Source organism: Sphingopyxis sp. P1IMeth2, assembly GCF_900185685.1.
Classification (GTDB): Bacteria; Pseudomonadota; Alphaproteobacteria; order Sphingomonadales; family Sphingomonadaceae; genus Sphingopyxis; species Sphingopyxis terrae_A.
This window is the reverse complement of record NZ_FYAT01000014.1, coordinates 35,428-61,633: the sequence shown is the minus strand read 5'-3', so window position 1 is coordinate 61,633 and position 26,206 is coordinate 35,428. Positions and strand designations below refer to the sequence as shown.

Annotated in this window: 35 protein-coding genes; 17 read left to right on the top strand and 18 right to left on the bottom strand. The window is 65.1% G+C overall.

Annotated elements, in window-relative coordinates:
• The first annotated feature begins 11 nt into the window (after nucleotides 1-11).
• From fliL to fliS, 10 genes are read left to right on the top strand one after another with little or no spacing between them, the layout of a single operon-like run.
• Nucleotides 12-629 (top strand): flagellar basal body-associated protein FliL, encoded by a 618-nt coding sequence (gene fliL / locus P1IM2_RS13820; RefSeq protein ID WP_003041433.1) that lies wholly within the window; start codon nucleotides 12-14, stop codon nucleotides 627-629.
• Nucleotides 626-1,555 carry a flagellar motor switch protein FliM gene (locus P1IM2_RS13815; protein ID WP_003041435.1) on the top strand — a complete coding sequence of 310 codons (930 nt, stop codon included), beginning with the start codon at nucleotides 626-628 and terminating at the stop codon, nucleotides 1,553-1,555. The genes fliL and P1IM2_RS13815 overlap by 4 nt, the downstream gene beginning before the upstream one ends.
• Complete coding sequence (gene fliN, locus P1IM2_RS13810) at nucleotides 1,548-1,886, top strand: flagellar motor switch protein FliN (RefSeq protein WP_003041437.1); 339 nt, start codon at nucleotides 1,548-1,550, stop codon at nucleotides 1,884-1,886. The genes P1IM2_RS13815 and fliN overlap by 8 nt, the downstream gene beginning before the upstream one ends.
• Entirely contained in the window at nucleotides 1,886-2,164 is a 279-nt protein-coding gene (locus P1IM2_RS13805; protein ID WP_003041439.1) for a flagellar biosynthetic protein FliO, read from the top strand. Before fliN ends, P1IM2_RS13805 begins: the two co-directional genes overlap by 1 nt.
• On the top strand, nucleotides 2,154-2,939 hold the full coding sequence (fliP, locus tag P1IM2_RS13800) for a flagellar type III secretion system pore protein FliP (protein ID WP_062766124.1): 786 nt from the start codon (nucleotides 2,154-2,156) through the stop codon (nucleotides 2,937-2,939). Before P1IM2_RS13805 ends, fliP begins: the two co-directional genes overlap by 11 nt.
• 4 nt (nucleotides 2,940-2,943) lie before the next feature.
• A complete protein-coding gene (locus P1IM2_RS13795; protein ID WP_058812234.1) occupies nucleotides 2,944-3,213 on the top strand; it encodes a flagellar biosynthetic protein FliQ in 270 nt (89 codons plus the stop codon).
• Between the two features lie 7 nt (nucleotides 3,214-3,220).
• On the top strand, nucleotides 3,221-4,000 hold the full coding sequence (fliR, locus tag P1IM2_RS13790) for a flagellar biosynthetic protein FliR (protein WP_003041447.1): 780 nt from the start codon (nucleotides 3,221-3,223) through the stop codon (nucleotides 3,998-4,000).
• Nucleotides 4,001-4,002: 2 nt separating this feature from the next.
• Nucleotides 4,003-5,142, top strand: a complete 1,140-nt coding sequence (flhB, locus tag P1IM2_RS13785; RefSeq protein ID WP_062901630.1) for a flagellar type III secretion system protein FlhB — start codon at nucleotides 4,003-4,005, stop codon at nucleotides 5,140-5,142.
• A gap of 56 nt (nucleotides 5,143-5,198) precedes the next feature.
• Nucleotides 5,199-6,581, top strand: coding sequence for a flagellar filament capping protein FliD (gene fliD / locus P1IM2_RS13780; protein WP_186402826.1), 1,383 nt, complete (start codon nucleotides 5,199-5,201; stop codon nucleotides 6,579-6,581).
• Nucleotides 6,582-6,592: 11 nt separating this feature from the next.
• On the top strand, nucleotides 6,593-6,982 hold the full coding sequence (fliS, locus tag P1IM2_RS13775) for a flagellar export chaperone FliS (RefSeq protein WP_062766132.1): 390 nt from the start codon (nucleotides 6,593-6,595) through the stop codon (nucleotides 6,980-6,982).
• Between the two features lie 152 nt (nucleotides 6,983-7,134).
• Here fliS and P1IM2_RS13770 read toward each other — a convergent pair whose 3' ends face one another.
• The 14 genes from P1IM2_RS13770 to flgB form a co-directional block, all read right to left on the bottom strand.
• Complete coding sequence (locus P1IM2_RS13770; RefSeq protein WP_120694154.1) at nucleotides 7,135-8,205, bottom strand: sigma-54 interaction domain-containing protein; 1,071 nt, start codon at nucleotides 8,203-8,205, stop codon at nucleotides 7,135-7,137.
• 179 nt (nucleotides 8,206-8,384) lie between these two features.
• Nucleotides 8,385-9,245 (bottom strand): flagellar motor protein MotB, encoded by an 861-nt coding sequence (locus tag P1IM2_RS13765; RefSeq protein ID WP_062901628.1) that lies wholly within the window; start codon nucleotides 9,243-9,245, stop codon nucleotides 8,385-8,387.
• A complete protein-coding gene (gene motA / locus P1IM2_RS13760; RefSeq protein WP_003041465.1) occupies nucleotides 9,245-10,108 on the bottom strand; it encodes a flagellar motor stator protein MotA in 864 nt (287 codons plus the stop codon). The genes P1IM2_RS13765 and motA overlap by 1 nt, the downstream gene beginning before the upstream one ends.
• Before the next feature lie 93 nt (nucleotides 10,109-10,201).
• On the bottom strand, nucleotides 10,202-11,032 hold the full coding sequence (locus tag P1IM2_RS13755) for a flagellin (protein WP_186402825.1): 831 nt from the start codon (nucleotides 11,030-11,032) through the stop codon (nucleotides 10,202-10,204).
• Between the two features lie 39 nt (nucleotides 11,033-11,071).
• Entirely contained in the window at nucleotides 11,072-12,400 is a 1,329-nt protein-coding gene (gene flgK / locus P1IM2_RS13750; protein ID WP_062766134.1) for a flagellar hook-associated protein FlgK, read from the bottom strand.
• Nucleotides 12,397-12,699, bottom strand: coding sequence for a rod-binding protein (locus P1IM2_RS13745; RefSeq protein ID WP_186402824.1), 303 nt, complete (start codon nucleotides 12,697-12,699; stop codon nucleotides 12,397-12,399). The genes flgK and P1IM2_RS13745 overlap by 4 nt, the downstream gene beginning before the upstream one ends.
• Entirely contained in the window at nucleotides 12,696-13,808 is a 1,113-nt protein-coding gene (locus P1IM2_RS13740; RefSeq protein ID WP_062901626.1) for a flagellar basal body P-ring protein FlgI, read from the bottom strand. Before P1IM2_RS13740 ends, P1IM2_RS13745 begins: the two co-directional genes overlap by 4 nt.
• A gap of 23 nt (nucleotides 13,809-13,831) precedes the next feature.
• Nucleotides 13,832-14,515, bottom strand: coding sequence for a flagellar basal body L-ring protein FlgH (locus P1IM2_RS13735; protein ID WP_186402823.1), 684 nt, complete (start codon nucleotides 14,513-14,515; stop codon nucleotides 13,832-13,834).
• Complete coding sequence (flgG, locus tag P1IM2_RS13730; protein ID WP_062901624.1) at nucleotides 14,496-15,284, bottom strand: flagellar basal-body rod protein FlgG; 789 nt, start codon at nucleotides 15,282-15,284, stop codon at nucleotides 14,496-14,498. The genes P1IM2_RS13735 and flgG overlap by 20 nt, the downstream gene beginning before the upstream one ends.
• A 12-nt stretch (nucleotides 15,285-15,296) precedes the next feature.
• On the bottom strand, nucleotides 15,297-16,040 hold the full coding sequence (gene flgF, locus P1IM2_RS13725; protein ID WP_062901623.1) for a flagellar basal-body rod protein FlgF: 744 nt from the start codon (nucleotides 16,038-16,040) through the stop codon (nucleotides 15,297-15,299).
• A 32-nt stretch (nucleotides 16,041-16,072) separates the two neighbouring features.
• On the bottom strand, nucleotides 16,073-16,903 hold the full coding sequence (locus P1IM2_RS13720; protein ID WP_003041489.1) for a flagellar hook-basal body complex protein: 831 nt from the start codon (nucleotides 16,901-16,903) through the stop codon (nucleotides 16,073-16,075).
• Between the two features lie 4 nt (nucleotides 16,904-16,907).
• Complete coding sequence (locus tag P1IM2_RS13715; RefSeq protein WP_003041492.1) at nucleotides 16,908-17,234, bottom strand: flagellar hook assembly protein FlgD; 327 nt, start codon at nucleotides 17,232-17,234, stop codon at nucleotides 16,908-16,910.
• Nucleotides 17,235-17,237: 3 nt separating this feature from the next.
• On the bottom strand, nucleotides 17,238-17,645 hold the full coding sequence (gene flgC, locus P1IM2_RS13710) for a flagellar basal body rod protein FlgC (RefSeq protein WP_186402822.1): 408 nt from the start codon (nucleotides 17,643-17,645) through the stop codon (nucleotides 17,238-17,240).
• Nucleotides 17,642-17,995 carry a flagellar basal body rod protein FlgB gene (gene flgB, locus P1IM2_RS13705; protein WP_062766137.1) on the bottom strand — a complete coding sequence of 118 codons (354 nt, stop codon included), beginning with the start codon at nucleotides 17,993-17,995 and terminating at the stop codon, nucleotides 17,642-17,644. Before flgB ends, flgC begins: the two co-directional genes overlap by 4 nt.
• 335 nt (nucleotides 17,996-18,330) lie before the next feature.
• Between flgB and P1IM2_RS13700 the strand changes: the two genes are divergently transcribed.
• The 6 genes from P1IM2_RS13700 (at nucleotide 18,331) to P1IM2_RS13675 (ending at nucleotide 23,370) form a co-directional block, all read left to right on the top strand.
• The gene (locus tag P1IM2_RS13700) at nucleotides 18,331-18,837 is read left to right on the top strand and encodes a flagella basal body P-ring formation protein FlgA (protein WP_062901622.1); all 507 of its coding nucleotides are present in this window, start codon (nucleotides 18,331-18,333) and stop codon (nucleotides 18,835-18,837) included.
• Nucleotides 18,838-19,006: 169 nt separating this feature from the next.
• Nucleotides 19,007-19,312, top strand: coding sequence for a flagellar biosynthesis anti-sigma factor FlgM (gene flgM, locus P1IM2_RS13695; protein WP_186402821.1), 306 nt, complete (start codon nucleotides 19,007-19,009; stop codon nucleotides 19,310-19,312).
• Entirely contained in the window at nucleotides 19,312-19,617 is a 306-nt protein-coding gene (locus tag P1IM2_RS13690; RefSeq protein WP_058812243.1) for a hypothetical protein, read from the top strand. Before flgM ends, P1IM2_RS13690 begins: the two co-directional genes overlap by 1 nt.
• 78 nt (nucleotides 19,618-19,695) lie before the next feature.
• Nucleotides 19,696-20,517, top strand: coding sequence for a transglycosylase SLT domain-containing protein (locus tag P1IM2_RS13685; RefSeq protein WP_186402820.1), 822 nt, complete (start codon nucleotides 19,696-19,698; stop codon nucleotides 20,515-20,517).
• Nucleotides 20,514-22,634, top strand: coding sequence for a flagellar biosynthesis protein FlhA (gene flhA / locus P1IM2_RS13680; RefSeq protein ID WP_058812245.1), 2,121 nt, complete (start codon nucleotides 20,514-20,516; stop codon nucleotides 22,632-22,634). Before P1IM2_RS13685 ends, flhA begins: the two co-directional genes overlap by 4 nt.
• Entirely contained in the window at nucleotides 22,624-23,370 is a 747-nt protein-coding gene (locus tag P1IM2_RS13675) for a sigma-70 family RNA polymerase sigma factor (RefSeq protein WP_186402819.1), read from the top strand. The genes flhA and P1IM2_RS13675 overlap by 11 nt, the downstream gene beginning before the upstream one ends.
• A gap of 54 nt (nucleotides 23,371-23,424) precedes the next feature.
• On the opposite strand, the gene P1IM2_RS13670 is transcribed toward P1IM2_RS13675, so the two are convergent.
• Genes P1IM2_RS13670 through P1IM2_RS13655 form a run of 4 tightly spaced genes read right to left on the bottom strand, consistent with a single transcriptional unit; the run spans nucleotide 23,425 to nucleotide 25,293 of the window.
• Nucleotides 23,425-23,913, bottom strand: a complete 489-nt coding sequence (locus P1IM2_RS13670) for a MarR family winged helix-turn-helix transcriptional regulator (protein ID WP_186402818.1) — start codon at nucleotides 23,911-23,913, stop codon at nucleotides 23,425-23,427.
• A 30-nt stretch (nucleotides 23,914-23,943) separates the two neighbouring features.
• A complete protein-coding gene (locus P1IM2_RS13665; protein ID WP_003041525.1) occupies nucleotides 23,944-24,357 on the bottom strand; it encodes a hypothetical protein in 414 nt (137 codons plus the stop codon).
• A gap of 27 nt (nucleotides 24,358-24,384) precedes the next feature.
• Nucleotides 24,385-24,765 (bottom strand): hypothetical protein, encoded by a 381-nt coding sequence (locus P1IM2_RS13660; protein WP_186402817.1) that lies wholly within the window; start codon nucleotides 24,763-24,765, stop codon nucleotides 24,385-24,387.
• 48 nt (nucleotides 24,766-24,813) lie between these two features.
• The gene (locus P1IM2_RS13655; RefSeq protein ID WP_231292865.1) at nucleotides 24,814-25,293 is read right to left on the bottom strand and encodes a response regulator transcription factor; all 480 of its coding nucleotides are present in this window, start codon (nucleotides 25,291-25,293) and stop codon (nucleotides 24,814-24,816) included.
• Between the two features lie 181 nt (nucleotides 25,294-25,474).
• Between P1IM2_RS13655 and P1IM2_RS13650 the strand changes: the two genes are divergently transcribed.
• Nucleotides 25,475-26,167 (top strand): Crp/Fnr family transcriptional regulator, encoded by a 693-nt coding sequence (locus tag P1IM2_RS13650; RefSeq protein WP_186402816.1) that lies wholly within the window; start codon nucleotides 25,475-25,477, stop codon nucleotides 26,165-26,167.
• Nucleotides 26,168-26,206 lie beyond the last annotated feature (39 nt).

Genomic DNA, 26,206 nt, shown 5'->3' with positions numbered 1-26,206 from the left:
GAACCGACGAGATGAGCAAGGACAAGGCCCCCGAAGCAGCGCCCAAGAAGGGCGGCAAGATGAAGAAGCTGCTGGTGGTCGGCGTCGGGGGAACCGCGCTGATCGGCGCCGGCGCGGGCGCGGGCATCTATCTGGGTGGCGGCCTCGGCGAGCATAAGGCGACGCCGCAGGACAATTACCCCAAGCTGGTCGTGCGCAGCGAAAAGGAAGAAGCGGCATCGGGCGAGGGCGGCGAAGGTGGCGGCGCGCCGGCGCTGAAGGTCGGCACCGTCTCCGTTCCCAACGATCACTACAAGGTCGATCCCCGCAAATATGAAATCACCTATTATCCGATCGAACAGCCCTTCACGACCAATCTGGCCGACGGATCGGGCTTTCTGCAGGTCGGGATCAGCCTGTCGACCTATTATGACGGCAAGCTGATCACCAACATCAAGCGGCAGGAGGTGCCGATCCGGTCGGCCGTCCTGATGACGCTTGCCGAACAGGATCCGGCGCTGCTTTCGACGTCGCAGGGCAAACAGCGGCTTCAACGCCAGTTGACCAATGCGATTAACCAAGTACTGCGCGACAAGGAGGGGTTCGGTGGCATCGACAATGTCTATTTCACAAGCTTGGTGATTCAGTGACGCTAAACGCCAAACCCGTAGCGGCCGCAGACGCCGCGGCGCGGCAGGAGGCCGACGCGCAGGCGTCGCTGCTGCTCCGCCGGTCGGAGGGCAGCTATGCCTTTCCGCTGCTCGATGCCGTGAGCAACCAGTTCGCGCGCAGCCTGCGCGATCTGGTGCGCGCGCTCGGCGCGCCGCTCGTGCAGATCGAGCGCGCGCCCGCCGAAACGATGCGCTTTGCCGACTGGTGCGCCGTCGTCGAACCGGCGATTTTCTGGCGCTATCACGCGCCGCCGCTCAAGGGGCCCGTGCTGATCACCGGCGGCCGCGCGCTTGTCCTCCAGCTCGTCGACATCTTTTACGGCGGCAAGGGTCAGCCCGCGGGCGAGCGCGAGGATCTGACCGACGCCGAGGAGCGCTTTGCCGCGCGCCTCGGCCGCGACATGGGGCTGCAGCTCGCTGCCGCGTGGCGCGACAAGCATCCGATCGATCCCGAACTCGATTTCGTCACCACCGAAAGCGCGAAGCTCGCCGCGGTGCGCGCCGACGACGAACTCCTCGTCCAACGCTTCACGCTGCGCGGCGCGCCTTTCGATGGCAAGACCGTAATGTGCGCTTATCCGCAGGCGGCGCTGCGCGGTATCGCGGGCGCCGAACCGGTGCCCGAAATGCGCGACCTGCCGCAGACCGATCCCGTCTGGTCGAACGCGCTCAACAAGGCACTCAAGGACGTCCGCCTGCCCGTGCGTTCGGTGCTCGCGCGTCCCGAGATCAGCCTCGTCAAGCTTCTGTCGCTCGAAGTCGGCGACATCATCCCCATCACCATGCCGCGCCAGGTGCCGGTGACCGTCGCCGGACGTAAATTCGCGCTCGGCAGCATCGGCGAAGCCAATGGCAACGCTGCCATCATGATCGATCAAATCGAAAAAGGACCGGACAATGACTGACCTCAGCGACGCGCCCGCGGCGCCGCAGCGCGACCGCCGCGAAGGCAAGACGATTGCCGCCGCCCCCAATTTCGACCTGCTCGCCGGCGTTTCGCTGCGTGTCTCGGTCGAGGTCGGATCGACGTCGATGACGCTCGCCGAGCTGCTCACGATGACCGAAGGCAGCGTGATCGAACTCGACCGCGCGGCGACCGACCTGCTGGACATCTATGCCAATGGCACGCTGATCGCGAAGGGCGAGATCGTCAGCGTCGAGGGCCGCTACGGTATCCAGGTCGCCGAAGTCGTCGCGCCCGACCGCGGCATCGCCGGCTTCGACCGGAGGGCCTGATGCTCGAATATATCCTGCGCCTGCTGATTCTGCTGCCGATCGTCGGCGGCATGGCCTGGGGCAGCCTGTGGCTGTGGAAGCGCGTCCAGATGGGCGTGCCGCTGGGCGGCGGCGCGAAACAGGATCGGCCGGTCGACCTTGTCGGCGTGCTCCCCCTCGGTCCGGGGTCGAAGCTCGCGGTGGTCGAATTTGCCGGGCAACAGATTCTGATCGCGGTGTCGCGCAACGGCATCACGCGCCTTGCCGACAACAGCCAGGGCGATTTTCATGTCGACTGACGCCGCCCCGGCGCGCAGCCGCTGGCTGCGCCGCGCGGCGGTTGCCGGCGGCATCGCGCTGTTCGTCGCCGCGGCGCCCGCGGCGCATGCGCAGGCGGCGGACGGACTGACCCGCGCGGTCGGCGAAATCGGCGGCGACGGCCGCCCATTGAGCCTGTCGCTGCAGATCCTCCTGCTGATGAGCCTGCTGACGGTGCTGCCGTCGCTGCTCCTGATGATGACCAGCTTCACCCGCATCATCATCGTGCTGTCGATCCTGCGCCACGCACTCGGCCTGCAACAGACGCCGCCCAACCAGGTACTCGTCGGGCTCAGCCTCTTCCTGTCGCTATTCGTGATGCAGCCGGTGCTCAGCGAGGTGAACCGCGTCGCGATCACCCCTTATGGTCAGGAACAGATCGACATCGGCGAGGCGGTCGTCCGGTCGGGCGACGCGCTCCACGGCTTCATGATGAAGCAGACGCGCAAGACCGACCTGATGATGTTCGCCAAGATCGCCAAGGCGCCCGAATATGCGAGCCCGAAGGACGTCCCCTTTTCGATCCTGCTGCCCGCCTTCGTCACCAGCGAACTCAAGACCGCCTTCCAGATCGGCTTCCTGATCTTTCTGCCCTTTCTCGTCATCGACCTGATCGTCGCCTCGGCGCTCATGTCGCTCGGCATGATGATGCTGTCGCCGACGGTCATATCGATGCCGTTCAAGCTGCTGCTCTTCGTCCTCGTCGACGGCTGGGCGCTGACGATGGGGTCGCTCGCCTCATCGTTCGGGACATAGGGCGATGGAGGCCGATTATTTCATCGGTGTCGCACAGCAGGCGCTTTGGATTCTCGCGCTCGCCTCGGCGCCCATCCTGATTCCGGTGCTCGTCATCGGCGTGCTGCTTGGCATGGTCCAGGCGGCGACCTCGATCAACGAACAGACGCTCAGCTTCGTACCAAAGCTCATCATCACCGCCATCTGTCTGGCGATCTTCGGCAGCAGTATCCTGGTCCTGCTTACCGATTTCACCCGCGACCTGTTCGCCCAGATACCCAATCTGGTCCGATAGGGCCGCGATGAACCCGGCCGATATCCCGAATATCGAGGCGATGCTCCAGCTCTGGATGCTGGGGATGATCCGCCCCGGCGCCGCCTTTTTGGCCGCGCCGGTGTTCGGGGCGACCAACGTGCCGGTGCAGCTGCGCCTCGTTATCGCGCTCGCGGTCGGCGTTCCCGCGGTCGCGGCGTCGGGGCTCCATCTGCCGCCCGAAGGGCTCGTGTCCTTCACCGGCCTGCTTCTCGTCGCGGGCGAGGTCGTGATCGGCCTCGCGATCGGCTTCGTGCTCCAAATGGGTCTCGCCGCGGCACTGCTCGCGGGCGAGGCGATCAGCAACGCGATGGGCCTCGGCTTTGCGGCGATGGTCGATCCGATGAGCGGACAGATGAGCTCGGCGGTCGGCCAGTTCCTCTCGATGCTGGCCACCGCGCTGTTTTTGGCGGCGAACGGCCATCTGCTGCTCATCGAGATCATCGTGCAGAGCTATAATGCGCTGCCGCCGGGCAACGCCTTTCCCTCCTATGGCGCGATCGAAGGCATCTTGCGCTTCGGCAGCCTGATGTTCGCGGCGGGGCTGACCATCGCCCTGCCTGTCGGCTTCGTGCTGATCATGGTCCAGATGGTGATGGGCGTCATCGGGCGCTCGGCTCCGGCGATGAACCTGTTCGCCGTCGGCCTGCCGGCGACGCTGCTTGCCGGGGTCATCCTGCTCGGCATCGCGACCCCCGCAATGGCCGAGGCGATCGCCCGCTTCCTCTCCGACGCGCTCGACATGGCGCGCCTGCTCGCGGGGGGCTGACGATGGCCGAACAGTCGGACAAGGACCAGAAAACCGAACAGCCAACCCCGAAAAAGCGCGCCGATGCCGCACGCGAGGGCGATGTGCTGATGTCGCGCGAACTTGCGACCGCGCTGATGATGCTCGCGGGTGCCGGCTGGCTTTTTGCTGCGGGCGGCTGGCTCGTTCAGTCAGCGGGCGACCTCATGAAACGCGGCCTGACGCTCAACGCCGACGATGTCGCGCATTTTGCGCCGGGCGAAGCAGTGATGCGCAACGGGGTCGAGATTCTGCTGCCGCTCGGCAGCCTGTTCGCGCTCGCCTTCGTCGCCGCGATCGCCGCGCCCGCGATGCTCGGTTCGCTCGGCTGGCGCGGCAAGGCGCTCAATTTCAAGGGTAACCGCATCAATCCGCTGAACGGCCTCAAGCGCATCTTCGGGCCGCAGGGGTTGATCGAACTGGTCAAGTCGATCGCCAAGGTTCTGCTGCTGGGAACGATCGGCTATTGGCTGATCGCGGTCAATCTGCCCGCGATCATGACCATGGCGTCGACCGACCTCAATGCGGCGATCGGGCTCGCAGGCAGCGCCATCGGCCATTCGATGCTCGCTATGGCGGGCGGGCTGGTGGTGATCGCGCTGATCGACGTTCCCGCCCAATGGTATCAGCGCAACCGGCGGCTGATGATGACCAAGCAGGAAGTCAAAGAGGAGATGCGCCAGTCGGACGGCGCTCCCGAGCTCAAGCAGGCGCAGCGCCAGCGGGCGCATGAAATATTGAGCGGGTCGGCACGCAAGGCGGTGACCGACGCGACGGTCGTGCTCACCAACCCGACGCATTTCTCGGTCGCGCTGCGCTATCGCCCGGGCGTCGATGCGGCGCCGGTCGTCGTCGCCCGCGGGCGGGGCGATGTCGCGCTGGCAATCCGCGAGCTTGCCCGCGGCGCCGACATCCCGATCCTGGAATATCCGCAACTCGCCCGCGCCATCTATTTCACCGTGCGCGCCGGGCGGACGATCCCCGAAGAATTGTTCATCGCGGTCGCCACGATCCTGGCCTTCGTGTTCCAGCTCGAACGCGCGGTTGCCGAAGGACGCAGCCAGCCCGATGTCGAGATTCCGGTATCGCACCAATTCGATCCCGACGGGCGCCGGCAGGGCTGATTTCGCGCTTAATGTCGCGCGCGTGCGGCCGTTAAGAAGAGCGAAGGATATTTGCCATGGCTCTCACTTCCATTGCCAGTTCGCTCGGCGCCGGGTCGGGGATCGACATTCCCAAGCTTGTCGATGATCTTGCGGCTGCCTCGCGCGAGCCCAAGGTTACGCGGCTCTCGACGCTGGCGCAGCAGAATCAGGCGCGGATCAGCGCCGTATCGCAGGCGCGATCGAACCTTGAAGGCTTTGCCGATTCGCTGGCGCAGATGGTGTCCGACGGCACCTTGCGCAGTACGCCGACGGTTTCGGACGAAAGCGTGATTTCGGCAACGACGCGCGCCGGTATCAACGCCGACAGCTTCTCGGCGACGGTGGTCGTCGACCAGCTTGCCCGGGCGCAGACCGCCTATTCGGCGGTGGTCGCCGACAAGACGGCGGCGATCGGGACCGGCACGATGACGCTCAGCGTCGGCGGCACCGACCATGTGATTACAATCGACGGCACGAACAACAGCCTCGAAGGGCTGGCAAAAGCGATCAACGCCAGCGGCAGCGGCGTATCGGCCTCGATCGTGTCCGACACTGGCGGCAGCCGGATCGTGCTCAAGGGCGCGACGGGAGCGGCGAACAGCTTCACGCTGACTGCCGACGCGGGCGCCGATCCGGCGCTCGCGGCGTTCGGCTATGGTGCGGGCGGCGGCATGACGCTGGGCCAATCGGCGACCGATGCCCAATTCACGATCGACGGCGTGGCCTATAGCCGCAGTTCCAATATCGTCGACGACGTGATTCCCGGCATGTCGCTCACGCTTAAAAAGGCATCGCCAGGCCAGGAGGTGGATGTAGGGGCAAGTCGCCCGCTCGATATGATCCGGCAGACGGTGAAGGATTTTGTCGACGTCTACAACCAGCTCAAGAAGAGCATCACCGATGCCGCCGCGATGTCGGGTGACACGCGCGGCCTGCGCGAGCTCGAGGGCCAGCTGCGCGGAATGATGTCGCAAACACTGACCAGCAGCGGCACCTATACGACGCTCGCCGACATCGGCATCTACACGAACAAGGACGGTCTGCTTGCCGTCGATCAAACCCGGCTGGAAACCGCCCTGACGACCGACGCCGGCGCGGTCGAAGCATTGTTCAATCCGCCGCGCGATGGCGCGCATACCGACGTCAGCGATCCGGGCATCGCCGGTGTGCTTGACGCTCTGCGCGACAAGGCCGTGGGGACAGGCGGTGTGATCGATCGCGTCACCAGGACGCTCGATGCCAAGAGCAAGGATCTTGCCGACCAGCTCGACAAGGTCAACGAGCGCGAAGACGCCTATCGCGCGCGGCTGGAGAAAAAATACAGCACGCTCGACGCAAAGCTGGCAGCCTTCAAGGCGACCCAGGCCTATCTGGAACAGCAGATCCAGATGTGGAACAACCAGAACAGCAATAACTAAGGGTTTTCGCCGTGCCTGCCACCGCCTCGATCGTCCGCGCCACCGGCACCTACCGCCGGCTGCAGCAGGAAAGCCGTGCCGAGGGCGCCGACCCGGTCGAGCTCGTCGCCATGCTCTATGACGAGCTCGAAACGGCCGTCGGCGTGCTCGGATCGATGGCGCGGCAGGGACAGCGCGTCTCCGCCACCGACCCCGCGCACCGCGCGCGCGCGATCCTGATCGGACTCGACGCCAATCTCGATCATAGCGCGGGCGGCGATGTCGCCGCGGCGCTGTCGCGCGTCTATCGCAGTATGCGCCGCAAGCTCGATGAGGCGATCGCCGCCAATCGCGAAGACGGTTTTGCCGAGGTGCTCGACGGCATCCGTACGATTGCCGAGGCTTGGCGCCAGCTTCGCTGACGCGCCCGCGTCGTCTCTTCATTATCGATCGGTAAAAAAGGGTTCGGCACCGGCCGCGGCCCGCGCCGTCGCTATAAGTGGGGACAAGCGACGACTGGGGTGGGGTGCGACCGGTGCCGAATTCAGCGGCGCCGAAACTGGTGGGGTAGTTTTCAGGCGGCCTGCTGCTGAACTCCATATTTGCGCATCTTTTCGATCAGCGTCGTGCGCTTGAGCGACAGGAGGCGGGCAGCCTCCGAAATGATGCCGTCGGCAAGGTCGAGCGCGACGTGAATCTGTTCCAGTTCGATCGTCTCGATCTCGCGCTTGAGGTCGATCGGCTGACCCGGCGCGGGCTTTTTCGCCTGCGCGCCGGCGGCCGCCGGGATGTCCAGCCCGCCGGCTGGTACCGCGACCGTACCCGTGGGGAGGATCGGCCGCGGTGCCAGCGCTGCGGTGGGGTTCAAAAGCATCGCGACATCGTCGCAGCCGAGCGTTTCTCCGCCGAACAGGACGCTGGCACGCTCGACGAAGTTACGCAGTTCGCGGACATTGCCCGGCCAGCGATGCTGCATCAGCATCGCGATCGCAGCGTCATCATAGCGGCACTTGGCGTCGGCCGGCATCTTGCGCTGGAAATGGCGGATCAGCGCGGGAATATCCTCGACGCGGCTTGCGAGACTCGGCACCTGCAGGACGACGACGCCCAGACGGAAGAAAAGATCTTCGCGGAATTTGCCCTCGGCGATCGCCGCGCCCAGATCCTGGTGCGTGGCCGAAATGACGCGGACATCGACCGGGCGGACCTCGCTGCTGCCGACGCGAACGATGGTGCGCTCCTCGAGCACGCGGAGCAGCTTGACCTGCATGTCGAAGCGCATGTCGCCGATTTCGTCGAGGAAGAGCGTACCGCCGCTGGCGACTTCGAAATGACCGATACGGCGCGCCGTGGCGCCAGTGAACGAGCCCTTTTCGTGACCGAAAAGTTCGGATTCGATGAGTTCGCTGGGGATAGCACCGCAGTTGATTGCGGCGAAGGCCTTGCCAGCGCGGACGCCTTCGTCGTGGATGGCGCGGGCAACCAGTTCCTTGCCCGATCCCGATGGACCGCACAGCATGACCGAGGCGTTCGATCGCGCCACCCGGCGGATCATCTCGCGCAGCTGGCTGACCGCCGGGCTGTTGCCGATGATCAGCGCTTCGAGCGCTGCGTTATTGCCCTTGTTCTGCCCCACCTCAGTCATTTTCGTCTCCATGGCGCCCCCCATGGCGCCTTTCCGATGAGCCGAGAGATTGAGGAAAATGGTAAACGAAAGATTATCCAGACTATTACAACCCATTGAAAATAAAGCGTTATTGCCAATATGGTAGCAATGGTGGCGGAATTGCGCTGTTAAGGATTTATCTTACTGCCAATCTGGCACTAATATTTGGCCGCGCTGCCCCAGCCGAGCGTGATCGAAATGCGCCGGTTGCGCGGGTCGAAGCGATTCGACGGGACATAGGGTTCGCGATCGGCGACCCCTTCAATGCGCGAGAAGCGGTTTGAATCGATCCCGCGGAACTGGAGATAGTTGCGCACCACCTCCGCCCGGTCGACCGACAGCCGCCAGTTGTTGGTGCCCGCCCCTGCCGACCAGGGTGCCGCATCAGTGTGACCGCGGATCATCAGCTGGTTCGGCACGCCCCCGATCGCCTCGGCCACTTCCTGGAACAGCCGCACGCCTTCAGGGGTGAGCTGGCTCGTTCCCATCGTGAACATCGAGAAGTCGGCATCGTCGACGACGTCGATGCGCATGCCGTCGATGGTCTGGGTAAAGCGCAGGTTGCGCGCGAGGCGGCGCAGATCACCCTTGCGCTGGACGCGCTCGGCGAGCGATTTCGCGACCTGCTGGAACTTCTTGGTTTCCTGTTCGCGGCCCGAAGCCTCTTTGGGTCCGCCGACAACGTCGCGCGGGATCGTGATCGACCGCGTTCCCGTCTGCCCGGCGCGATGCGGATAATTGTCGGCCGAAACGATCGAATCGCCGCCGAACATGCCGTTGGACCCGGCGCTTTCCTGCTTGGTCTGGACGATCGTCGGCGCGAAATAGTCGGCAAGCGCCTTGCGCTGCTTTTCGGTGGTGGCGCCGAGCAGCCACATGAGCAGGAAGAAGGCCATCATCGCGGTCACGAAGTCGGCATAGGCGACCTTCCACGCACCGCCATGGTGGCCGCCATGCCCCCCCTCGATCACCTTTTTGACGATGATCGGCCGCGGCGGCGTGTTGGGACGCGCGGCCATCAGCGGCCCCGCATTCCGTCAAAGACCTCGGCGAAGCTCGGCTGGTTCGAATGTTCGACACCCGAACGCGCTGCTTCGATGACGAGCGGCTGCGGGTGGCCGTGGAGCGATGCGATGATGAGCTGCTTCACCGTGTGATAGATGGCGCCGTCGCTTTCGATCACGCTTTTCGCGCGCGTCGCGAACGGGCCGACGAGCCCGTAGGCGAGCAACACGCCGAGGAAGGTGCCGACGAGCGCCGAACCGATCATTCCGCCCAGAATTTCCGGCGGCTTGTCGATCGAGCCCATCGTCTTCACCACGCCAAGCACCGCCGCGACGATGCCGAGCGCGGGGAGCGCGTCGGCGAGATTCTGCAAGCCGTCGGCCGGCTTCATCGCGTGGTGGTGGTGGTTCTTCACCGCATTGTCCATCACGTCCTCGACCGCGTGCGGATCGAGCGTTCCCGACGACACGACGACCAGGCGCAACGTATCGCAGATCAGGTGGACGAGCGTGCTGTCCTTGAGCAGCCTGGGATATTGCTGGAAGATGGGGGAGCTTTTGGGGTCTTCGATATGCGGTTCGACCGCGACCGGGCCTTCGGTGCGCATCATCTTCATCAGCGAGGACACGAGCAGGATGACGTCGAGATAATCCTGCTTCTTGTACTGCGGCCCCTTGAACACCTTGCCGAGCCCGCCGGCGAGCGCCTTCAGGTCGGCGCCCGAATTGCCGATGATCAGCGATCCGACTGCGGCGCCGCCGATGATGAGCATTTCGTGCGGCAGCGCGTGCATGACGGGACCAAGATTGCCGCCCGTCAGCGCAAAACCCCCGAACACCAGCAGGATCAGTACGACGATGCCGATTACGGGAAACATGCGCGCTCAACTCCATCCGGACCCGCCCGGGGTCCGCCTAAACAGGGACGTCTCTTATGCTTAACGGCAGCGGCGCCGGAAACTTGAGGCCGCTCAGCTCAAAAGATCGAACAAACTCTGCCGGTTGATCTTGGCAAAGGCCGCCTGCGCCGCGCCGAGCGTCAGATCGGCAGCGTTGAGCTGCGCGATCGCAACCGAAAGATCGGTATCCTCGACCGACGAGCGTTCATCGGCCAGCGTCACGCCGCGCGCCGCAAGACTGTCGCCGATCCGCTCGAGGCGGCCGGCGGCGAGGCCTATGGCCGCGTTCTGGTCTGCGGTGTGGTTGATTGCGGTGTCGAGAGCGGTCATCGCCCCACCCATCGCCGTCTTGTCGCCTGCCGCCACCGCGGCCGCGGCATCGCGGACGAAAGTCGACAGGCTCGTCCCGCTGACGGCCAGGGCATCGGCCGCAGATGGCACCGGGGCGAATACCGTGTCCGAATCGAACCGCATTGCGCGCGCATTGCCGGTTGCGAAAAGCGGTTCGCCGTTCGCATCGCGCGTCGCGGCCAGCCCGTCGATCTGGTCGGCAATCGCGCTCAATTCCGCGGCGATCGTCGCGCGATCCGCCGGACTCGCGGTGTCGCTCGCCGCATTGAGCGTGAGTTCCCGAGCGCGGGTGAGCAGATCGCTCGTCGATTGCAGAACACCGTCGGCCTGCGCAGCGAGCGCCTTGCCGGTGTTGATGTTGGTCGCCCAGGTGTCCATCGCCGCCTGGGTCTTGCCGATCGTCGCGATCCGTTTCGACGCCACGACATCGTCGGACATGCGCTGGAGCCGCTTGCCGGTCGAAACCTGGATCTGCAGCTTTTCGATCTGTTCGGCGAGCTTTGACTGGCGCGCGATCTCGCGCGTCATGCGGTTGCCGGTGGCGTTAATCATCGTTCTGCCCCTTGTGGCTCATGGCCCCAAATCCTTCGCCTACACCGCGTTCAGCAGCGCCTGCATCGTGTCGCGCGCGACCTGGATCGTGCGCGCCGCCGCCGAATAGGCTTGCTGGAAACGCAGCAGATCGGCCGCCTCGCGGTCGAGATCGATTTCGCTGACCGCGCTGCGTGCCGCCGAGGCGGCGTCGCGGCGGGTCGTCGCAGCGGCGTCCTGCGCGCGCGCCGATGCGGTCGCCTGCGCCTGCGTCGCCATATGCGCCGCCCAGGCGCTTTCGGGATCGTTCGACCCGCGCATCCCGCCGATCGCAAGCATATTGCCGTTGCTGCTCGTCGCATCGGCCGCCGCGACCTGTGCGGTCGTCAACGGCGCCGCGGCCAGTGTCGCAGCGCTGCCGACGCCAGCGAACAGCGGCTGGCCCGGATTGCCATTGGCATCGACGCCCGCCTGGTGCGCGGCATTGACCTGGTTCGCGAACTGCGCCGACATGGTGTCGAGCCCTGCGCGCTGGTCAGCGACATGGTTCGCCGCCTCAGCCAGTCCGGCGAGCGAGCCCGTCGCGGTCGTGAACGGCGATCCGCCGATACTGTAGGACAGCCGGCCGTCGGCCGCAGCGCTGACCGAAATCGGCGTCACGACGCCGCCGCCGACCAGCGTATCGCCGGTCGCCGTTGCGGTCAGCGTCACCGCGCCATGGCTGTCGAAACTCGCGGTGACGCCGGCCTGCGTCGAAAGCTCGTCGAGCAACCGGTCGCGCTCGTCGAGCAGCGATGCCTCGTTGGTCGATCCCGGGCGCGCCTTGCGCAGCCCGATGTTGATCTGTTCGAGGGCGTTCAAATTGGTGTTGAAGCTATCGACTTCGCCCGCCGCGGCGCTCGAAATCCCGTCGGCCATGCTCGAAAGCTGGCCCGCCGCGGTGCGGAAGCCCGACGCGACATCGTCGACCGATTGCAGAAACTGCGCCCGCAGCGTCGGGTTCGACGGATCGGCGGTGAGCAGATCGGCAGTGTTGAACAGCTTGCCCAGCCCGGTCGCGATCCCGTTCGAATCGTCGCTCATTGCGGCCTCGACCTTGTTCATCCAGTCGAGTTTGGTCGCCGAGCGCTCGGCGTCGCCCGACGAAATGCGCGAATCCTGAATGAGCCACTGGTCGACCGAGCGCGTCACGCCCTGGATCGCCACGCCGCCCGGCTTGATCGAACTGCGATAGAGCGGCATGTTGCTCGCCGCCTGATTCTCGACCAGTTCAAGTGTACGCCGCGCATAGCCGGGCGTCTGCGCGTTGGCGATATTGTCGCCGATCGTCGACAGCGCGCGCGAATAGGCGCGCAGGCCGCTGGCGCCGATGTTGAGAAGGTCGCTCACTGCGCGCCTCCGACCCGGGCGCGGAACTGCGCCTCGACCATGTCGGCGATGCCGAACTGGCGCATTGAGGCAATGCTGTCCGCGGTCTTGGCGTCGGCCATTTCGCGGAAATTGTCAGTCGCACTCGATCCGAAGATGTCGTCGCCCAGCTTGGCCTGCCGCATCGACGAGAGGAGTTGACGCAGGATGACTGCCTCGAAGGATTCGGCCGCCTTGCGCAGTCCGCCGTCGCCGCTGCCGGCCCCGCCGGGGGCGGCGCTGGCGGCGGGGGCGCCGATCGAAGAAAGAGGTGTCGTCATATGATCACCAGTTCCGCAGTGAGCGCGCCGGCCTGGCTCAGCGCCTCGAGGATGGCGACAAGGTCGCCGGGAGGAACGCCCATGCGATTGATCGCATCGACGAGCTCGGAAAGCGATGCGGTGGGCTTCACCATCATCACCGGACGATATTCCTGGTCGACGCCGATCTCGCTCGACTGTTCGACCGTCGTTTCCCCGCGGCTGAACGGTGCAGGCTGCACCACCGTGGGCGATTCCTTGACCGAGACGGAGAGCTTGCCCTGCGTCACCGCCGCGGTGCCGACCCGAACCGCACCGTTGATAACGACCGTTCCGGTGCGCGCATTAACAATGACTCTGGCGGGCGGTTCGGCGCGGATAACCTCGAGATTCTCGATTCGGGACATCAGGCGCATGCGATCGTCGCCGCTGCCGCCGGCGCGAATCGAGATGCTCGCACCATCGAGCATCGTCGCCGCACCCGGCCCGACCGCACGGTTGATCGCATCGGTTACGCGCTGCGCGTTGGTCGCATCGAACTGGTGGAGGTTGAAGGTCAGCTGGTCGCCATAGGCAAATCCCGTATCGACCGCGCGCTCGACTGTCGCGCCGCCGGCGATCCGTCCGCTCGACGGCACATTGACCGTCAGCTTGGAACCGTCGGCGGCGTCGACCCCCAGACCGCCGATGACGAGGTTGCCCTGCGCCATCGCGTAAATCTGTCCGTCCGCGCCATAGAGCGGCGCAAGCACCAGCGTGCCGCCGCGCAGGCTCTTGGCCTTGCCGATCGCCGACACGGTGATGTCGAGCCGTTGACCAGGCTTGGAAAAGGGCGGAAGTTCGGCGGTGACCATCACCGCAGCCGCATTTTTGAGCGCCGGGTTAACCCCTGCAGGAAGCGTCATGCCAAAGCGCGACATCGCGCCCTTCATCCCTAGCGTCGAATAATCGAGGCTGTCGTCGCCCGTTCCGGCGAGGCCCACGACGATGCCATAGCCGGTAAGCTGGTTGGCGCGCAGGCCCTGGAACTGGCCCATGTCCTTGATCCGCTCGGCCGACGCCGGCGCCGCGAAGGCGAAGCCCGCGATCAGCAGGAGGAAGAGGGCGAGAAGGGTGGGACGCTTGGTCACGGCACTATCCTTTAAAAAGGCGTTCAGAAGGGGCTGATGATCGAGAAGAAACGCTGCAGCCAGCCCTGCTTGCTGGCGCGGGCGATCTCGCCCTTGCCGACGTAGCGGATCGTCGCGTTGGCGACGCGGGTCGACAGGACGCGGTTGTCGGGGCCGATGTCGATCGGCCGCACGAGGCCAGAGATCTGGACGCGCTCGTCGCCGCGATTGAGCGTCAGCAGCTTTTCGCCGCGCACCAGCATCATCCCGTTGGGATAGACTTCGGCGACGGTGACGCTGATCTCGCCCGACAGCGCGTTCGACTGGGCGGCATCGCCCTTGCCCTTGAACTGCTGGTCGCCGCTCGCGCCGATGTCGCTGGGCGAAAAGAGCGACAGGGGACCGGTCGATGGCGGGGTCAGGCCGATGCTGCCGCCGCGCTGCGTCGTCGCGCTGTTGCTCTTGGTCGCCGCGGTGCGTTCGACGAGCTGGATCGTGACGATGTCGCCGACCCGGCCGGCGCGGCCACCCGAGGTGAGCGGCGTATAGCCCCCTTGGAAGATTGCACCGTTGGGCGTCGGCGGCGGCGCGGGATCGACGGGCATCGCGACGGCAAAGGCGTCGGGTGCAAGCTTGTCCTTCGCCTGCGCAGCGCCCGGTGCCAGCATGCCGAAGGGCAGCAGCAGCGCCGATGCGAGGAGCAGGGCCTTAGAGCGTTTGCGTGGCATTTTTCATCATCTCGTCGGTGGCCTGGATCATCTTCGAATTGACCTCGTAGGCGCGCTGCGTCTCGATCATGTCGACCAGTTCCTCGACGACATTGACGTTCGATCCTTCGAGCATGCCCGACCGCAGGATGCCGCGGCCCTCCTCGCCTGCAGCGCCGACCTGCGGTGCGCCCGAAGCGGCGGTTTCGACGAGCATATTGTCGCCGATCGCCTGCAGGCCCGACGGATTGACGAAGCGCGCGATTTCGATGCGGCCGAGCTCGGTTGCCTCGGCCTGGCCGGGAACGGTCGCCGAGACGGTGCCGTCGGCTCCGACCGACACGCCGGTCGCGCCTTCAGGAACCTGGATGTTGGGCTGCAGCGGCTTGCCGTCGGGCGTGACGATCGTGCCATCGGCCGACATGGTGAAATTGCCGGCGCGGGTATAGCCGGTGCGGCCGTCGGGCAGCAGCACCTGAAAGAAGCCGGCGCCTTCGATCGCCATGTCGAGCCCGTTGCCCGTGGCGTTGAGCGAACCCTGCGTATCGATGCGCGCGGTGCCACCCAGTTCGACGCCGGTGCCGAGGTTGAGGCCGGTCGCGTAGCGGTTTTCCGACGACGAGGGCGCACCCGGCTGGGTCATCATCTGATAGCCCAGCGTTTCGAAATTGGCGCGGTCGCGCTTGAAGCCCGTGGTGTTCACGTTGGCGAGGTTGTTCGCGATCACCTGCATCCGGAAGCCCTGGGCATCCAGACCGGTCCGCGCGACGTGCAAGGCACCGAAGCTCATTGTCTATTCTCCTTAACGGGGGAGCTGCATCAGGTTCGCGGTCGCGCTGTCCATGTCGCGCGCGTCGCTGATGAGCTTGAGTTGCGAATCCCAGCTGCGGCTCGCCTCGATCATCTCGACGAGAGCGCTGGTGGCGGCGACGTTCGATCCCTCGAGCGACCGCGTGACGACGCGCGCTTCGGGATCGTCGGGCAGGATGCCGCCGCCCTTGACGCGGAAAAGATTGTCGAGCCCCTTGACGATGTCCGATCCCGCGGGGGTCGTCAGACGCAGTCGGTCGACTTCCTGCGGGTTCTGCGGATCGCCGCCCGTGGGCACGACCCAGATGCGCCCTTCGCTGTCGATGCTGACCTTGTCGGCGGGCGGAATGGTCACCGGGCCCTGCGCCCCCTGGACGGGGTGGCCGTCGCCGGTGGTGAGCAGCCCGCTCGCCGAAACCTGCAGATCGCCGCGGCGCGTATAGGCTTCTTCGCCATTTTCGGCCTGCACGACGAGAAGCGCGTCGCCGGTCACCGCGACGTCGAGGTCGCGGCCGGTGGCGAATACCGCACCGGCGCGCATGTCGGCGCCGATCACTTCCTCCGACGACATGGCACGGGCATTGACGCCGCTGCCCTGAAGCCAGAGCGACTGCGCCTCCGCCATGTCGCCGCGAAAGCCGGGCGTCTGGGCATTGGCAAGATTGTTGGCGATCGCCGTCTGCCGGGCCTGGCTGCCCCGCATCGCGGTGAGGCTGGTGTAGATGAGACGGTCCATCTTCTGGCTCCCGGCAGACGGCTAATCGGAAATTACGAACGCATGTTGATCAGGGTCTGCGTCAGCGTCGACGCGCCCTCGATCGCTTTCGCGTTCGCCTGGAAGTTGCGCTGGGCGGCGATCAGCAGCACCAGCTCTTCGGTGATGTCGACGTTCGAGCGTTCGAGCGCGCCCGAGCGGATCGTACCCATCGGGCCGTTGGTCGCGGCGTCGATCGTCGGCTGGCCGCTTTCGCCCGTCGACTGGTAATGCGCGTCGCCGACGGGGCGCAGCCCCTCCATCGAGGGGAAGCTCGCCATCGCGACCTTGCCGAGCACCTGGCCCTCGCCATTGGCGAAGGTCGCGGTCACAAGGCCGTCGAGGCCGACCGACACATTGACCAGCGCCGAGGTCGGATCCGACGGCGCGCCCGCGGGGAGCACGAAGTCGGTCATGCCGGCAAGCGTGCGGTCGGTGACATTGCCCGACGCATCTACCGGGAGCAGCTGCAGCTTCTGGCCGGTGGTGTCCACGATATGGCCGTCATCAGTCGGGGTGAAGGCGCCGTTGCGGGTGTAGGTCACCTGCTCGCGCGGCGGCTCGCCCTTGACGACGAACATGCCTTCGCCCGCGATCGCGAGATCGAGCGTCTTTTCGCTCGCCTCGAGCGTACCCTGCGTGAACTGCTGGATGATGCCGTTCAGGCGCTGGCCCTGACCTGCGACCATGCGCGTCGACTGGGTCGGCGACGAGGCGAACAGATCGCCGAACTGGGCGCGGCTGCGCTTGAAGCCCGTCGAGCTGGCGTTGGCGATATTGTTCGAGATGACCGACATGTCGGTCTGGGCACCCTTGAGGCCCGAAAGCGAAGTATAGAATGACATGGACTTATCCTTCCTGCGTGGTCGATTGAGTGGCTGCGGCGGCCGCCGCGGCGGCGTCCTGAGCGGTCTTGATGTCCTGAAGCAGCGCGGTCTGCGCCGTGAGCTGGTCCGAGATCGTCTTCAGCGTCGTGTTGGTTTCGGTGACGCCGGCCAGGCTCGAGAATTGCGCCATCTGCGCAACCATCTGCTGGTTGTCGACGGGGTTGAACGGGTCCTGCTGCGACAGCTGAGCGGTCATCAGCCGCAGGAAATCCTGCTGGCCGAGCTGGGTGCCGCTGTTCTTCGGCACCACCGTGATATTGCTTCCGTTAACGGCAGAGGTGGTCGTCATGGCTTATTGTCCCAACCGCAGCGTTTCGTTGATCAGGCCCTTTGCGGTTTCGAGGACCTGGACGTTGTTCTGATACTGGCGGGCCGTCTCGACCATCTCGACCAGTTCGGCGGCGCTATCGACCGCGGCCTCCCAGACGTTGCCGTCCTTGTCGGCGAGCGGGTTCGACGGGTCGTGCCGTTTCGACGGGGCCATTTTGCTGACCGTCACCTGGTCGACCGCGACGGTCGCGCGCCCCGTGCCGTCCATGACGGTGCGGAACACGGGCTTCAGCGAACGGAAGGCTTCCTTTTCGCTGCCCGCGACCGTGCCGGCGTTGGCCAGGTTCGATGCCGTTGTGTTAAGGCGGACTAGCTGCGCCGACATGGCGCGGCCGCTGATGTCGAAGATCGAGAGCGCGCTCATCGTCATTCGCCCTTCAGCGCGCGCGTCAACGTGCCGATCCGGCCCTGCAGAAAGGACAGGCTCGAGCGGTAGGCGAGCGCGTTTTCGGCAAAGGCGGTCTGTTCAGTCGCCATTTCGACGGTGTTTCCGTCGAGCGAGGCCTGCACCGGCACGCGGTAGGCGATGGCGCCTTCGATCGCGCCGTCGGTCGATGCGCCCTGCTGGGCCAGATCGAGCGCCTTGGTAAAATCAAGGTCGCGCGCCTTGTAATTGGGGGTCGCGGCGTTGGCGATGTTCGACGCGAGCATCATCATGCGCTGGCTGCGCAGCTGGAGCGCTGTCGCATGCAGGCCAAAGAGCTTCTCGGATGCCATCATCACTTTCCTTCGCAAGCCACCTTTCGGTAGCGGGCCTTCGCTTGCCGCCATCAAGTGGCGGGCTTCGATCCGTCGCCCCGCCTCGCTGCCGGCGGTCCGGCGCAGGGGCGCGATGAATCACCAAGGCATGATGCAATCGCCGTGCCAAATTGCATTATCGCTTGTTTTTCAGTGCTCTGGGGCAACGTGGCGGCGGGAGCAGGCCCGGCCCGCCAGGCGCTCGTCAAAAGATTGACGGCAATGGGTGCGCAGGCCGCAAATTCGGCGGTTGCCCGCGATTGGCACGCATCCTGCACCGTGACCGGCGACAAAGGACCAGCAAAGGAGATTGGGTCATGTATCGCAGGACGATCGCTGCCCTCGCCGCCGGCATCGCGATGGCGCCCGCCGCAACCGCGCAGCAGGCGACCGAGGATTGGCAGACCATCGACACGCTGACCGCGATGGTCGCAAATGCGATGGGGCGTACCGCGACACCGATCGACCGGCGCATCAAGCTGGCGCGCTGCCCCGAACAGGCATCGATCACCGCGATCGACAGCCAGACGCTCGCTGTGCGCTGCGAATCGCTTGGCTGGCGCTTGCGGGTGCCGATGGCGGCGCAGGCGGGCGCGGCGACCTCCGCCGTCTTCGCCCGCTCCGCCCCGGCCGCCGCGCCGGTCATCCGCCGCGGCGACAATGTCCGCGTCTCGATCGACACCGACAGCTTTTCGGTAAGCTACAACGCCATCGCGACCGAAGACGGCCGCGTCGGCGAAACGATTGCCCTGCGCGGCAATGACGCGAAAAACATGATCAGCGCTACCGTCACCGGTCCGGGCCGCGCGAGCCTTCAGGACTGATTTTCAAACAGTTAAGCCCCACTGGCCCGGTGGTTGTCGATTTTTCGACGCCGCCGGGCCTCTTTTTTTAATTTTTTGGCAACCCGCCCCTTAAAGCGCCGCCCCACCCGCCGTTAAAGGCTCTGAAGCAGTGCCGTCGATTTTCCGACGGTGCATGATGGAGGCTAGGATGGCAGGTGACGACAAACTCGTCCTGCAGGTCGGCGGTGTCACGCGAGCGACACCCGTGCGCAGGACGGCAAGCGGTTCCACCGCTTCGGCGAATCCGCGCACGACGGCCCAGCCCGCTCCGACGGCGGTGCCCGTCGCGCGGCTGATCAGCCTTGCCAACGAAATGGCCGCGCAGGAGCCGCCGGTGGACTATGCCCGTATCGCATCGCTGCGCGCCGCCATTGCGAGCGGCGAATATAGCGTCGATCCCGTCGCGATCGCCAAGTCGATGGCGCTTTTCCACAGCACGGGCGGCAATTCGTGATGATCGAACAGATGCACGAAGTTCAGGCCAAGCTCGATTTGCTCGTCGGCGCGCTCGACGGGCATGATGCCGGGGCGATCGTGTCGGCGACCGAGGATCTGGCGACGGCGGTCATCCTGTTTCGCGGCGCCGGCGTTCCGGCGGGCAGCGAAATGCAGGCACGGGCGCTGATCGGCAAGACGCTAGGCCAGCTCGAAGCGGCCGCGATCCGTATCAATGTCCTGAAGAACTGGACGCGTCAGAGGATTGACATGAACCATGCAATCCGCGGCACGCAACCCAGAGGCCCCGCTTTAACCTATTGATAAGCAAGATTTTCGGGGGCTTTCCCGGAAATGGCACGATGATTGCTTCTCTTCTGCTGAAACAGCGGAACAGAGGCAATGAACGCAATCAACAACCCCCAGGCAGCGAACCGGATCGCCGCACCCGTCATGGATGCGGTGCAGACGGCGTCGGCGCGCACGGGGGTCGATTTCGACTATCTGGTCGATGTCGCCCGCGTCGAAAGCCGCTTCAATCCCGGCGCCAAGGCCGCAACCTCGTCGGCGCGCGGCCTCTATCAGTTCACCAATCAGACCTGGCTCGCAACGCTCGAACGCCACGGCGCCAATCACGGGCTCGCCTGGGCGGCCGACGCGATCCGCCGCGATGGCGCGGGCCGCCTGTCGGTCAGCGATCCGGCGCTGCGCAACCAGATCATGGCGCTGCGCGACGATCCCTTTGCCGCATCGAACATGGCGGCGGCGCTGACCGCCGATAATCGCGAGTTCCTCGAAAGCCGGATGGGCCGCACCGCCGAACCGGTCGATCTCTACCTCGCGCATTTCCTTGGCAGCGCGGGGGCCGCGCGCTTTCTGACCGCGCTCGACGCGAACCCCGACCAGCCGGGCGCCACGCTGTTGCCCGAAGCCGCTGCGGCAAACCGTCCGATCTTTTATGCGCCCGACGGCAGCATGCGCAGCGTCGGCGAGATCCGCGATCTGTTCCGCGCCAAGCTCGACGCCGGCGGCGGGGCACCGCTGCCCGCCGCGGCTGCGCCCGTTTCGACATGGCGCAGCGCCGCAACCAGTTTTTCGGGCGAAGCCGCCGGACGGCCGCCGCTACCGATGATGGATATTCAACCCATGCCCAGGAAATTGTCGATGGACTTTGCCGCCAGTGCCTATCAGCGGCTCGCTTCGCTGTCGGGAGGCACCGCATGACCGGGCTCGACGTCCGCAATGCGGCGCGCTTCGCGACTGCCGCGGCACTGCCCGCGGCGATGCTGATTCTCGTCGCGTTGATGGTGATCCCGGTCACGCCGATCATCCTCGACATCAGCTTCATCGGCAATATCATGATCAGCCTCGCGATCCTGATGGTCGCGCTGTCTGCGTCGAAGCCGCTCGATTTTTCCGCCTTTCCGACCGTCTTGCTGCTCGCGACGCTGTTCCGTCTCGCCCTCAACGTCGCCTCGACGCGCGTCGTGCTGGTCCACGGCCACGAAGGCACGTCAGCGGCGGGCCATGTGATCGAAGCGTTCGGCCAGGTGCTGATCGGCGGCGACTATGTCGTCGGCCTGTTCGTCTTCGGCGTGCTGATGATCATCAACCTTGTCGTCATCACCAAGGGCGCAGGGCGCGTGTCCGAAGTGTCGGCGCGCTTCACCCTCGACGCCCTGCCTGGCAAGCAGATGGCGATCGACGCCGATCTCAACGCCGGCCTGCTGACCCCCGACGAAGCCAAGGCGCGGCGTCAGGAAGTCGCTACCGAGGCCGATTTCTACGGCTCGATGGACGGTGCGTCGAAATTCGTGAAGGGCGACGCGGTCGCCGGCCTGCTCATCCTGTTCGTCAATATCGTCGGCGGCCTGATCCTGGGCATGTTCAGCCACGGCCTGTCCTTCTCGCAGGCGGGCAGCACCTATGTCACGCTGGCGATCGGCGACGCGCTCGTCGCCCAGATTCCGGCGTTGCTGCTCTCGATCGCGGCCGCCGCCATCGTCACCCGCGTGTCCTCGCCCCACAACCTGTCGGGCCAGATCGGCAGCCAGTTTGCCTCCCCCCATGTATGGATGGCGGTCGGCGGTATCCTGTTCATCCTCGGCCTTGTTCCCGCGATGCCGCAGATGCTGATCCTGCCTGCCGCGGCGCTGGCCTTCACCATCGGCTGGCAACTCCGGCGCGCGGCAGCCGAAGTCGCTGCCCAGCCCGAACCCGCGGCCCCGGCGCCCGACCCGCATCATATCGAGTGGGCGGACGTCAGCGACATCGGCCCGTGCCAGCTCGAAATCGGCTATGCGCTCGTCAGCCTGGTCGACGAACGCAAGGGCGCGCCGCTGATGACGCGGATCACCGGTATCCGGCGCCAGTTGTCGAAGGAACTCGGCTTCGTTGTGCCGCCGGTGAAGGTCGCCGACGACCTCTCGCTGCCCGGCAACGTCTATCGCATCTCGATCGCCGGGGTGATCGTCGGCGAGGATGAGGTCTTCCCCAACGAAATGCTCGCGCTCGATTCGGGCGAACTGGTGACCAAGGTGACGGGCCGTCCCTGCAAGGATCCGACCTTCGGCCTCGACGCACTGTGGATTCCCAAAAGCGCCCAGAATGACGCGATCGCGGCGGGCTATACCGTCGTCGACCCCGCCACGGTCGTCGCGACGCACCTCAACAACAGCATCATCGCTTCGGCCGCCGAACTGTTCGGCATCGACGATGCCCAGTCGCTGATCGACAATCTCAAGACCCATTATCCGCAGCTTGCGGCGAACCTCAGCCCCCAGGGCTATGCGCTGCCGCGCGTCGCCGCGCTGTGCAAGGCGCTGCTCATCGAGCGCGTGCCGCTGCGCGATTTCCGCAAGATTGCGGAGGCTATGGTGGCGCTCGTCGGCCAGCAGCTCGGCGATGGGGACCTGATCGAAGCGGTGCGCCAGCGCATCGGCGCGCTGATCGTCCAAACGATTGTGCCGAGCCGCATGCCGCTGCCTGTCGTGACCTTCACTCCCGATATCGAAGTACTGCTCAATCAGGCGGTGCGCGCAAATCCGGGCGCCGAATGGCCGTTCGAACATGGCATGGCGATGAAGATCGTCGAACAGATCGGCCAGGCGGTCGAGCCGCTGCTGCTCCAGACGCGCAGTTTCGCGCTCGTCGCCTCCCCTATCTGTCGCCCGGCGCTGTCGCGGCTGGTGCGCGCGACATTCCCCGATGTTGCGGTGATCTCCTACCTAGAAATCCCGGCGACCAAGGCGACCGAAATCGTCGCGACGATCGGTGCCGATCAACCGCGGTTGACCAGCGGCGAAGAAGCCTATCAGAAGGACGAGCCCCATGAAAATTGAGCCCGCCGAGCAATTTGCGGGAAAGACCGCGCACGCCCTGCGGCCGCACGGCTATGGCGAGAATATCGAGGCGCTGATCGCCGAACACGCGCCGCTCGTGCGCAAGATCGCCTGGCAGGTTCATTCGCGCGTGTCGCGGACGAGCGATCTTGAGGATCTGATCCAGGTCGGGCTGATCGCGCTGATCGAAGCGAGCCGTACCTACGAGGAGCGCGGCTTCGCCTTCACCACCTATGCATCCACGCGCATTCGCGGCGCAATGATCGACCAGCAGCGGCGCGAGGCCGATGTCGGGCGCGCCGCGATGGCGGCCGCCAAGCGGCTCGCGGCGACGCGCGCCGCGCTCGAACAACAGCTGATGCGGGCGCCGGGCGCCGCCGAAATGGCCGAGGCGATGGGGATGGGTGCCGAGGAATATTTCGAGCTCGAACGCAGCGCGACGCACGGCCGCTCGACCTCGCTCGACGAAATGATGAACGAAGGCGATTTCCTGTTCGCCGACGACCGGCTCGGGGCCGGCGAGCTGCTCGAACAGGAAGGAATGCTAGACGCGCTGCGCGCCTGCATCGGGCGCCTGTCGGACCGTGAACAGATGGTCCTGCAGCTCTATTTCTTCGAAGAGCTCAATCTGCAGGAGATCGGGCTGACGCTCGACGTCAGCGCGGCGCGGGTCTGCCAGATCAAGCGCGACGCGATGGCCAGGATCGACCGCATGATGCGCGAAATGACCGAATGACGCGAACGGCCGGATGCGGCGGCGACCAGCAAAAGCCGCATCCGGCCGCGCCGGTCAACCTGCGCGATTGCTCCGCAGCGCCAGGCCGACCTTCTCGAAATAGCTGGCCATTCGCTCGGTCCCCGCATCGGTCAGGCGAACGATGGTCCGGCGGCGATCACGTTCGTCGATCGACCGTTTGACGAGCCCCATCGCCTCGAGCGAGGCGATCATCCGCAGCCCCGACGACAACGGCACGCCGGCCCCCGTCGCGAGATCACTCGCGCTCAGGATTCGGCCGTTGGCATTGGCCAGCATCAGGTCGAGCATCATGTCCCACGTTGGACCCGACATCTGCGCGCTGCCGAAATGATGGCGCCGCATTCGGCGAGCCTGGATGCTGAACGACAATTGGTCAACCAGCCGCGGCGCCGCCACGTCGCTGCGCGGTTCGAGCTCGACGCGAACCGGCGGCTCGTCGCCGCCGCGCGCGGCTAGCAGCTCGTGAATTTCGTCGATACGCGATTTCAGATCGGCAATTTCTTGGTTGGAAAATTGCTGCATGTGATGGGACCCCTGGTGCGCCTTCAGACGCTACACACCGACACCGCCCCTCCGTCTGGTCGAACCCGATGCGTACAGAATGACGAACAAGATCGGGTAAGAGATATACATTGAAAGCAGCGCGTAGGGACGCGCCAATATCTCCGAAAACATCAACTTCTGGACATGGCCGAAAATGGCGATCAACTGCCATCCGGTGATCCAATAGGGCCAGAAACGCTGTGTTTTCAATGCGATGAACCAAAAGCTCGCGAGCGCGACCAGGTCTATCGCAAAGATATTATATTCAATGTGCGACCAATCCGGATTGGGTGCGAGGAGGGTGGTGCAAACCGACGCGAGCAGGGCCGTATAGGCGGCCCAGCGCTCGAGGGGACCGCCGCGCCACATCGCGACGGCCACCGTGGTCAGCAGAACCGCATAATAGCCCGCTACGGTCCACATGTGGTTCGTCCACCCCCGCTCTTGAACTTACGACGCTTTGGCGAGCGGCAGCTGCGCCACCGCGGCATCGCCGTGATCGTTACTGCCATCCTCGACCAGCGTTGCCGCCGGCGGCTTGACACCCGCACCGAACATGCGCGTGCCGAGACCGACCTGCTTTTGCGTGATGCTGAGCGCAAGATGCGCGTCGGTCAGCAGCTGGCGGACTTCGCCGGCCGCGGCGAGCGCCTGCGCAACCTTGGCCATCGCTTCCTGGCCGACGATCGCCGACATATTGGTATCGCGGCGTGCGGTGGGCAGCGTCGCGGCGAGGCGCGCGATGCTGATCATCGTATCGTCGATCGCATCTTCGGCCTGATGGAGGTCCGAGGCGATCTTCTTGGCGGCAGACATGCGTTCATTCAGCATAATCCTGGTCCTTGTATACGAATGCCGACGGAATCCCCCCCGCAGCATTCAGGTCAAAACACGACCAAGACCGACAAGGATCGAATAGAGGGCGGAAAATGCCAAAATGGTCGCAAATGCGATCAGGATTGGCCAGATAATCCTTTCCATCAACCCATGCCGGTTGGCCGGCTGGGACGCGGTAGGAAATGGCGAACCGATATCGAAAAGCCGCCGGATCGAACTGCGCCCCACACCGGCTTCATCGGCGGGCGCCTCGTCGCCTAGGCTGATCAATTGATATCTCAATGGCTGATAGGGAGTAACTTGGTCGAATACACCGTTACGTGCTAAAATCGTCGCAGCCTCTATCCTGTTGGATGCATTGAGTTTTTTCAAAGCGCGCCGCACACGCTCATCGACCGTGTGCGGGGATACATCCATAATGCGAGCAATCTCTTTGGAATTTTTGTGCTCAAAAACCAGCCGCAGCGTTTCAATTTGCGCGGCCGAAAGGAGACTGATGTAATTGTCTGGGTCACCCTGCACACAAAAGGGCATAGAGGATCATGATTCGAAATCAAGTTACGAGGAGCGCGACAGGCGTATCATCCTGCGTCACCGGCACGCCCGAGGCGCGAATTTCCGGGATTCCGCAGCGCCGCTTCATCCAGCCAGACCGAAAGCTCTCGCTATTTCCAAATGCCGCGCATTCAGCTAGGCGAACGGCGTGACCGACTGTGCATCCTGCGTCGTGCGGAACCGCGCGATCTGTGCGAGCCTCAATCCCGAGGAGCTGTTGCTGCTCGGCAAGATGGGGCGCAAGCAGCGCGTCAAGGCGGGCCAGACGCTGCTCTGGGAAGGCGACGATGCACCCGTGGTCGCCAATGTCCTCGAAGGCGTGCTCAAACTGGTCGTCGCGACCGCCGACGGGCGCGAGCAGATCGTCGGCATCGTTTTTCCGTCGGATTTCATCGGCCGCCCGTTCGGCAAGGAAAGCCCGTACAGCGTTACCGCGATGACCGATGCCGAGGTCTGCATTTTCAACCGCAACGCCTTCGACGAATTTGCGGGCAATCATCCCGACCTGCAACAGAAGCTCTTGCGCCGCACGCTCGACGAGCTTGACCGGGCGCGGCACTGGATGATGCTGCTCGGCCGCAAGTCGGCGTCGGAAAAGGTCGCCTCCTTCCTCCTCGAAATGTCCGAACGGCTCTCGGGACAGGGATGCCAGGTTGGCGGCATGCGTAACGGTTTCGAGCTACCCTTCGGACGCCAGCAAATCGCCGACATATTGGGGCTGACCATCGAAACGACGAGCCGTCAGCTCACCCGGATGCGCTCCGACGGTCTCCTCGACCTCCCCTCGCGCCGCGAGATCGTGATTACCGATCGCGACGCGATGGAAGCGATGGCAGGATAGCCGACTGCGTCGGCGACACACCCCGCCCCTCGGCGGGGC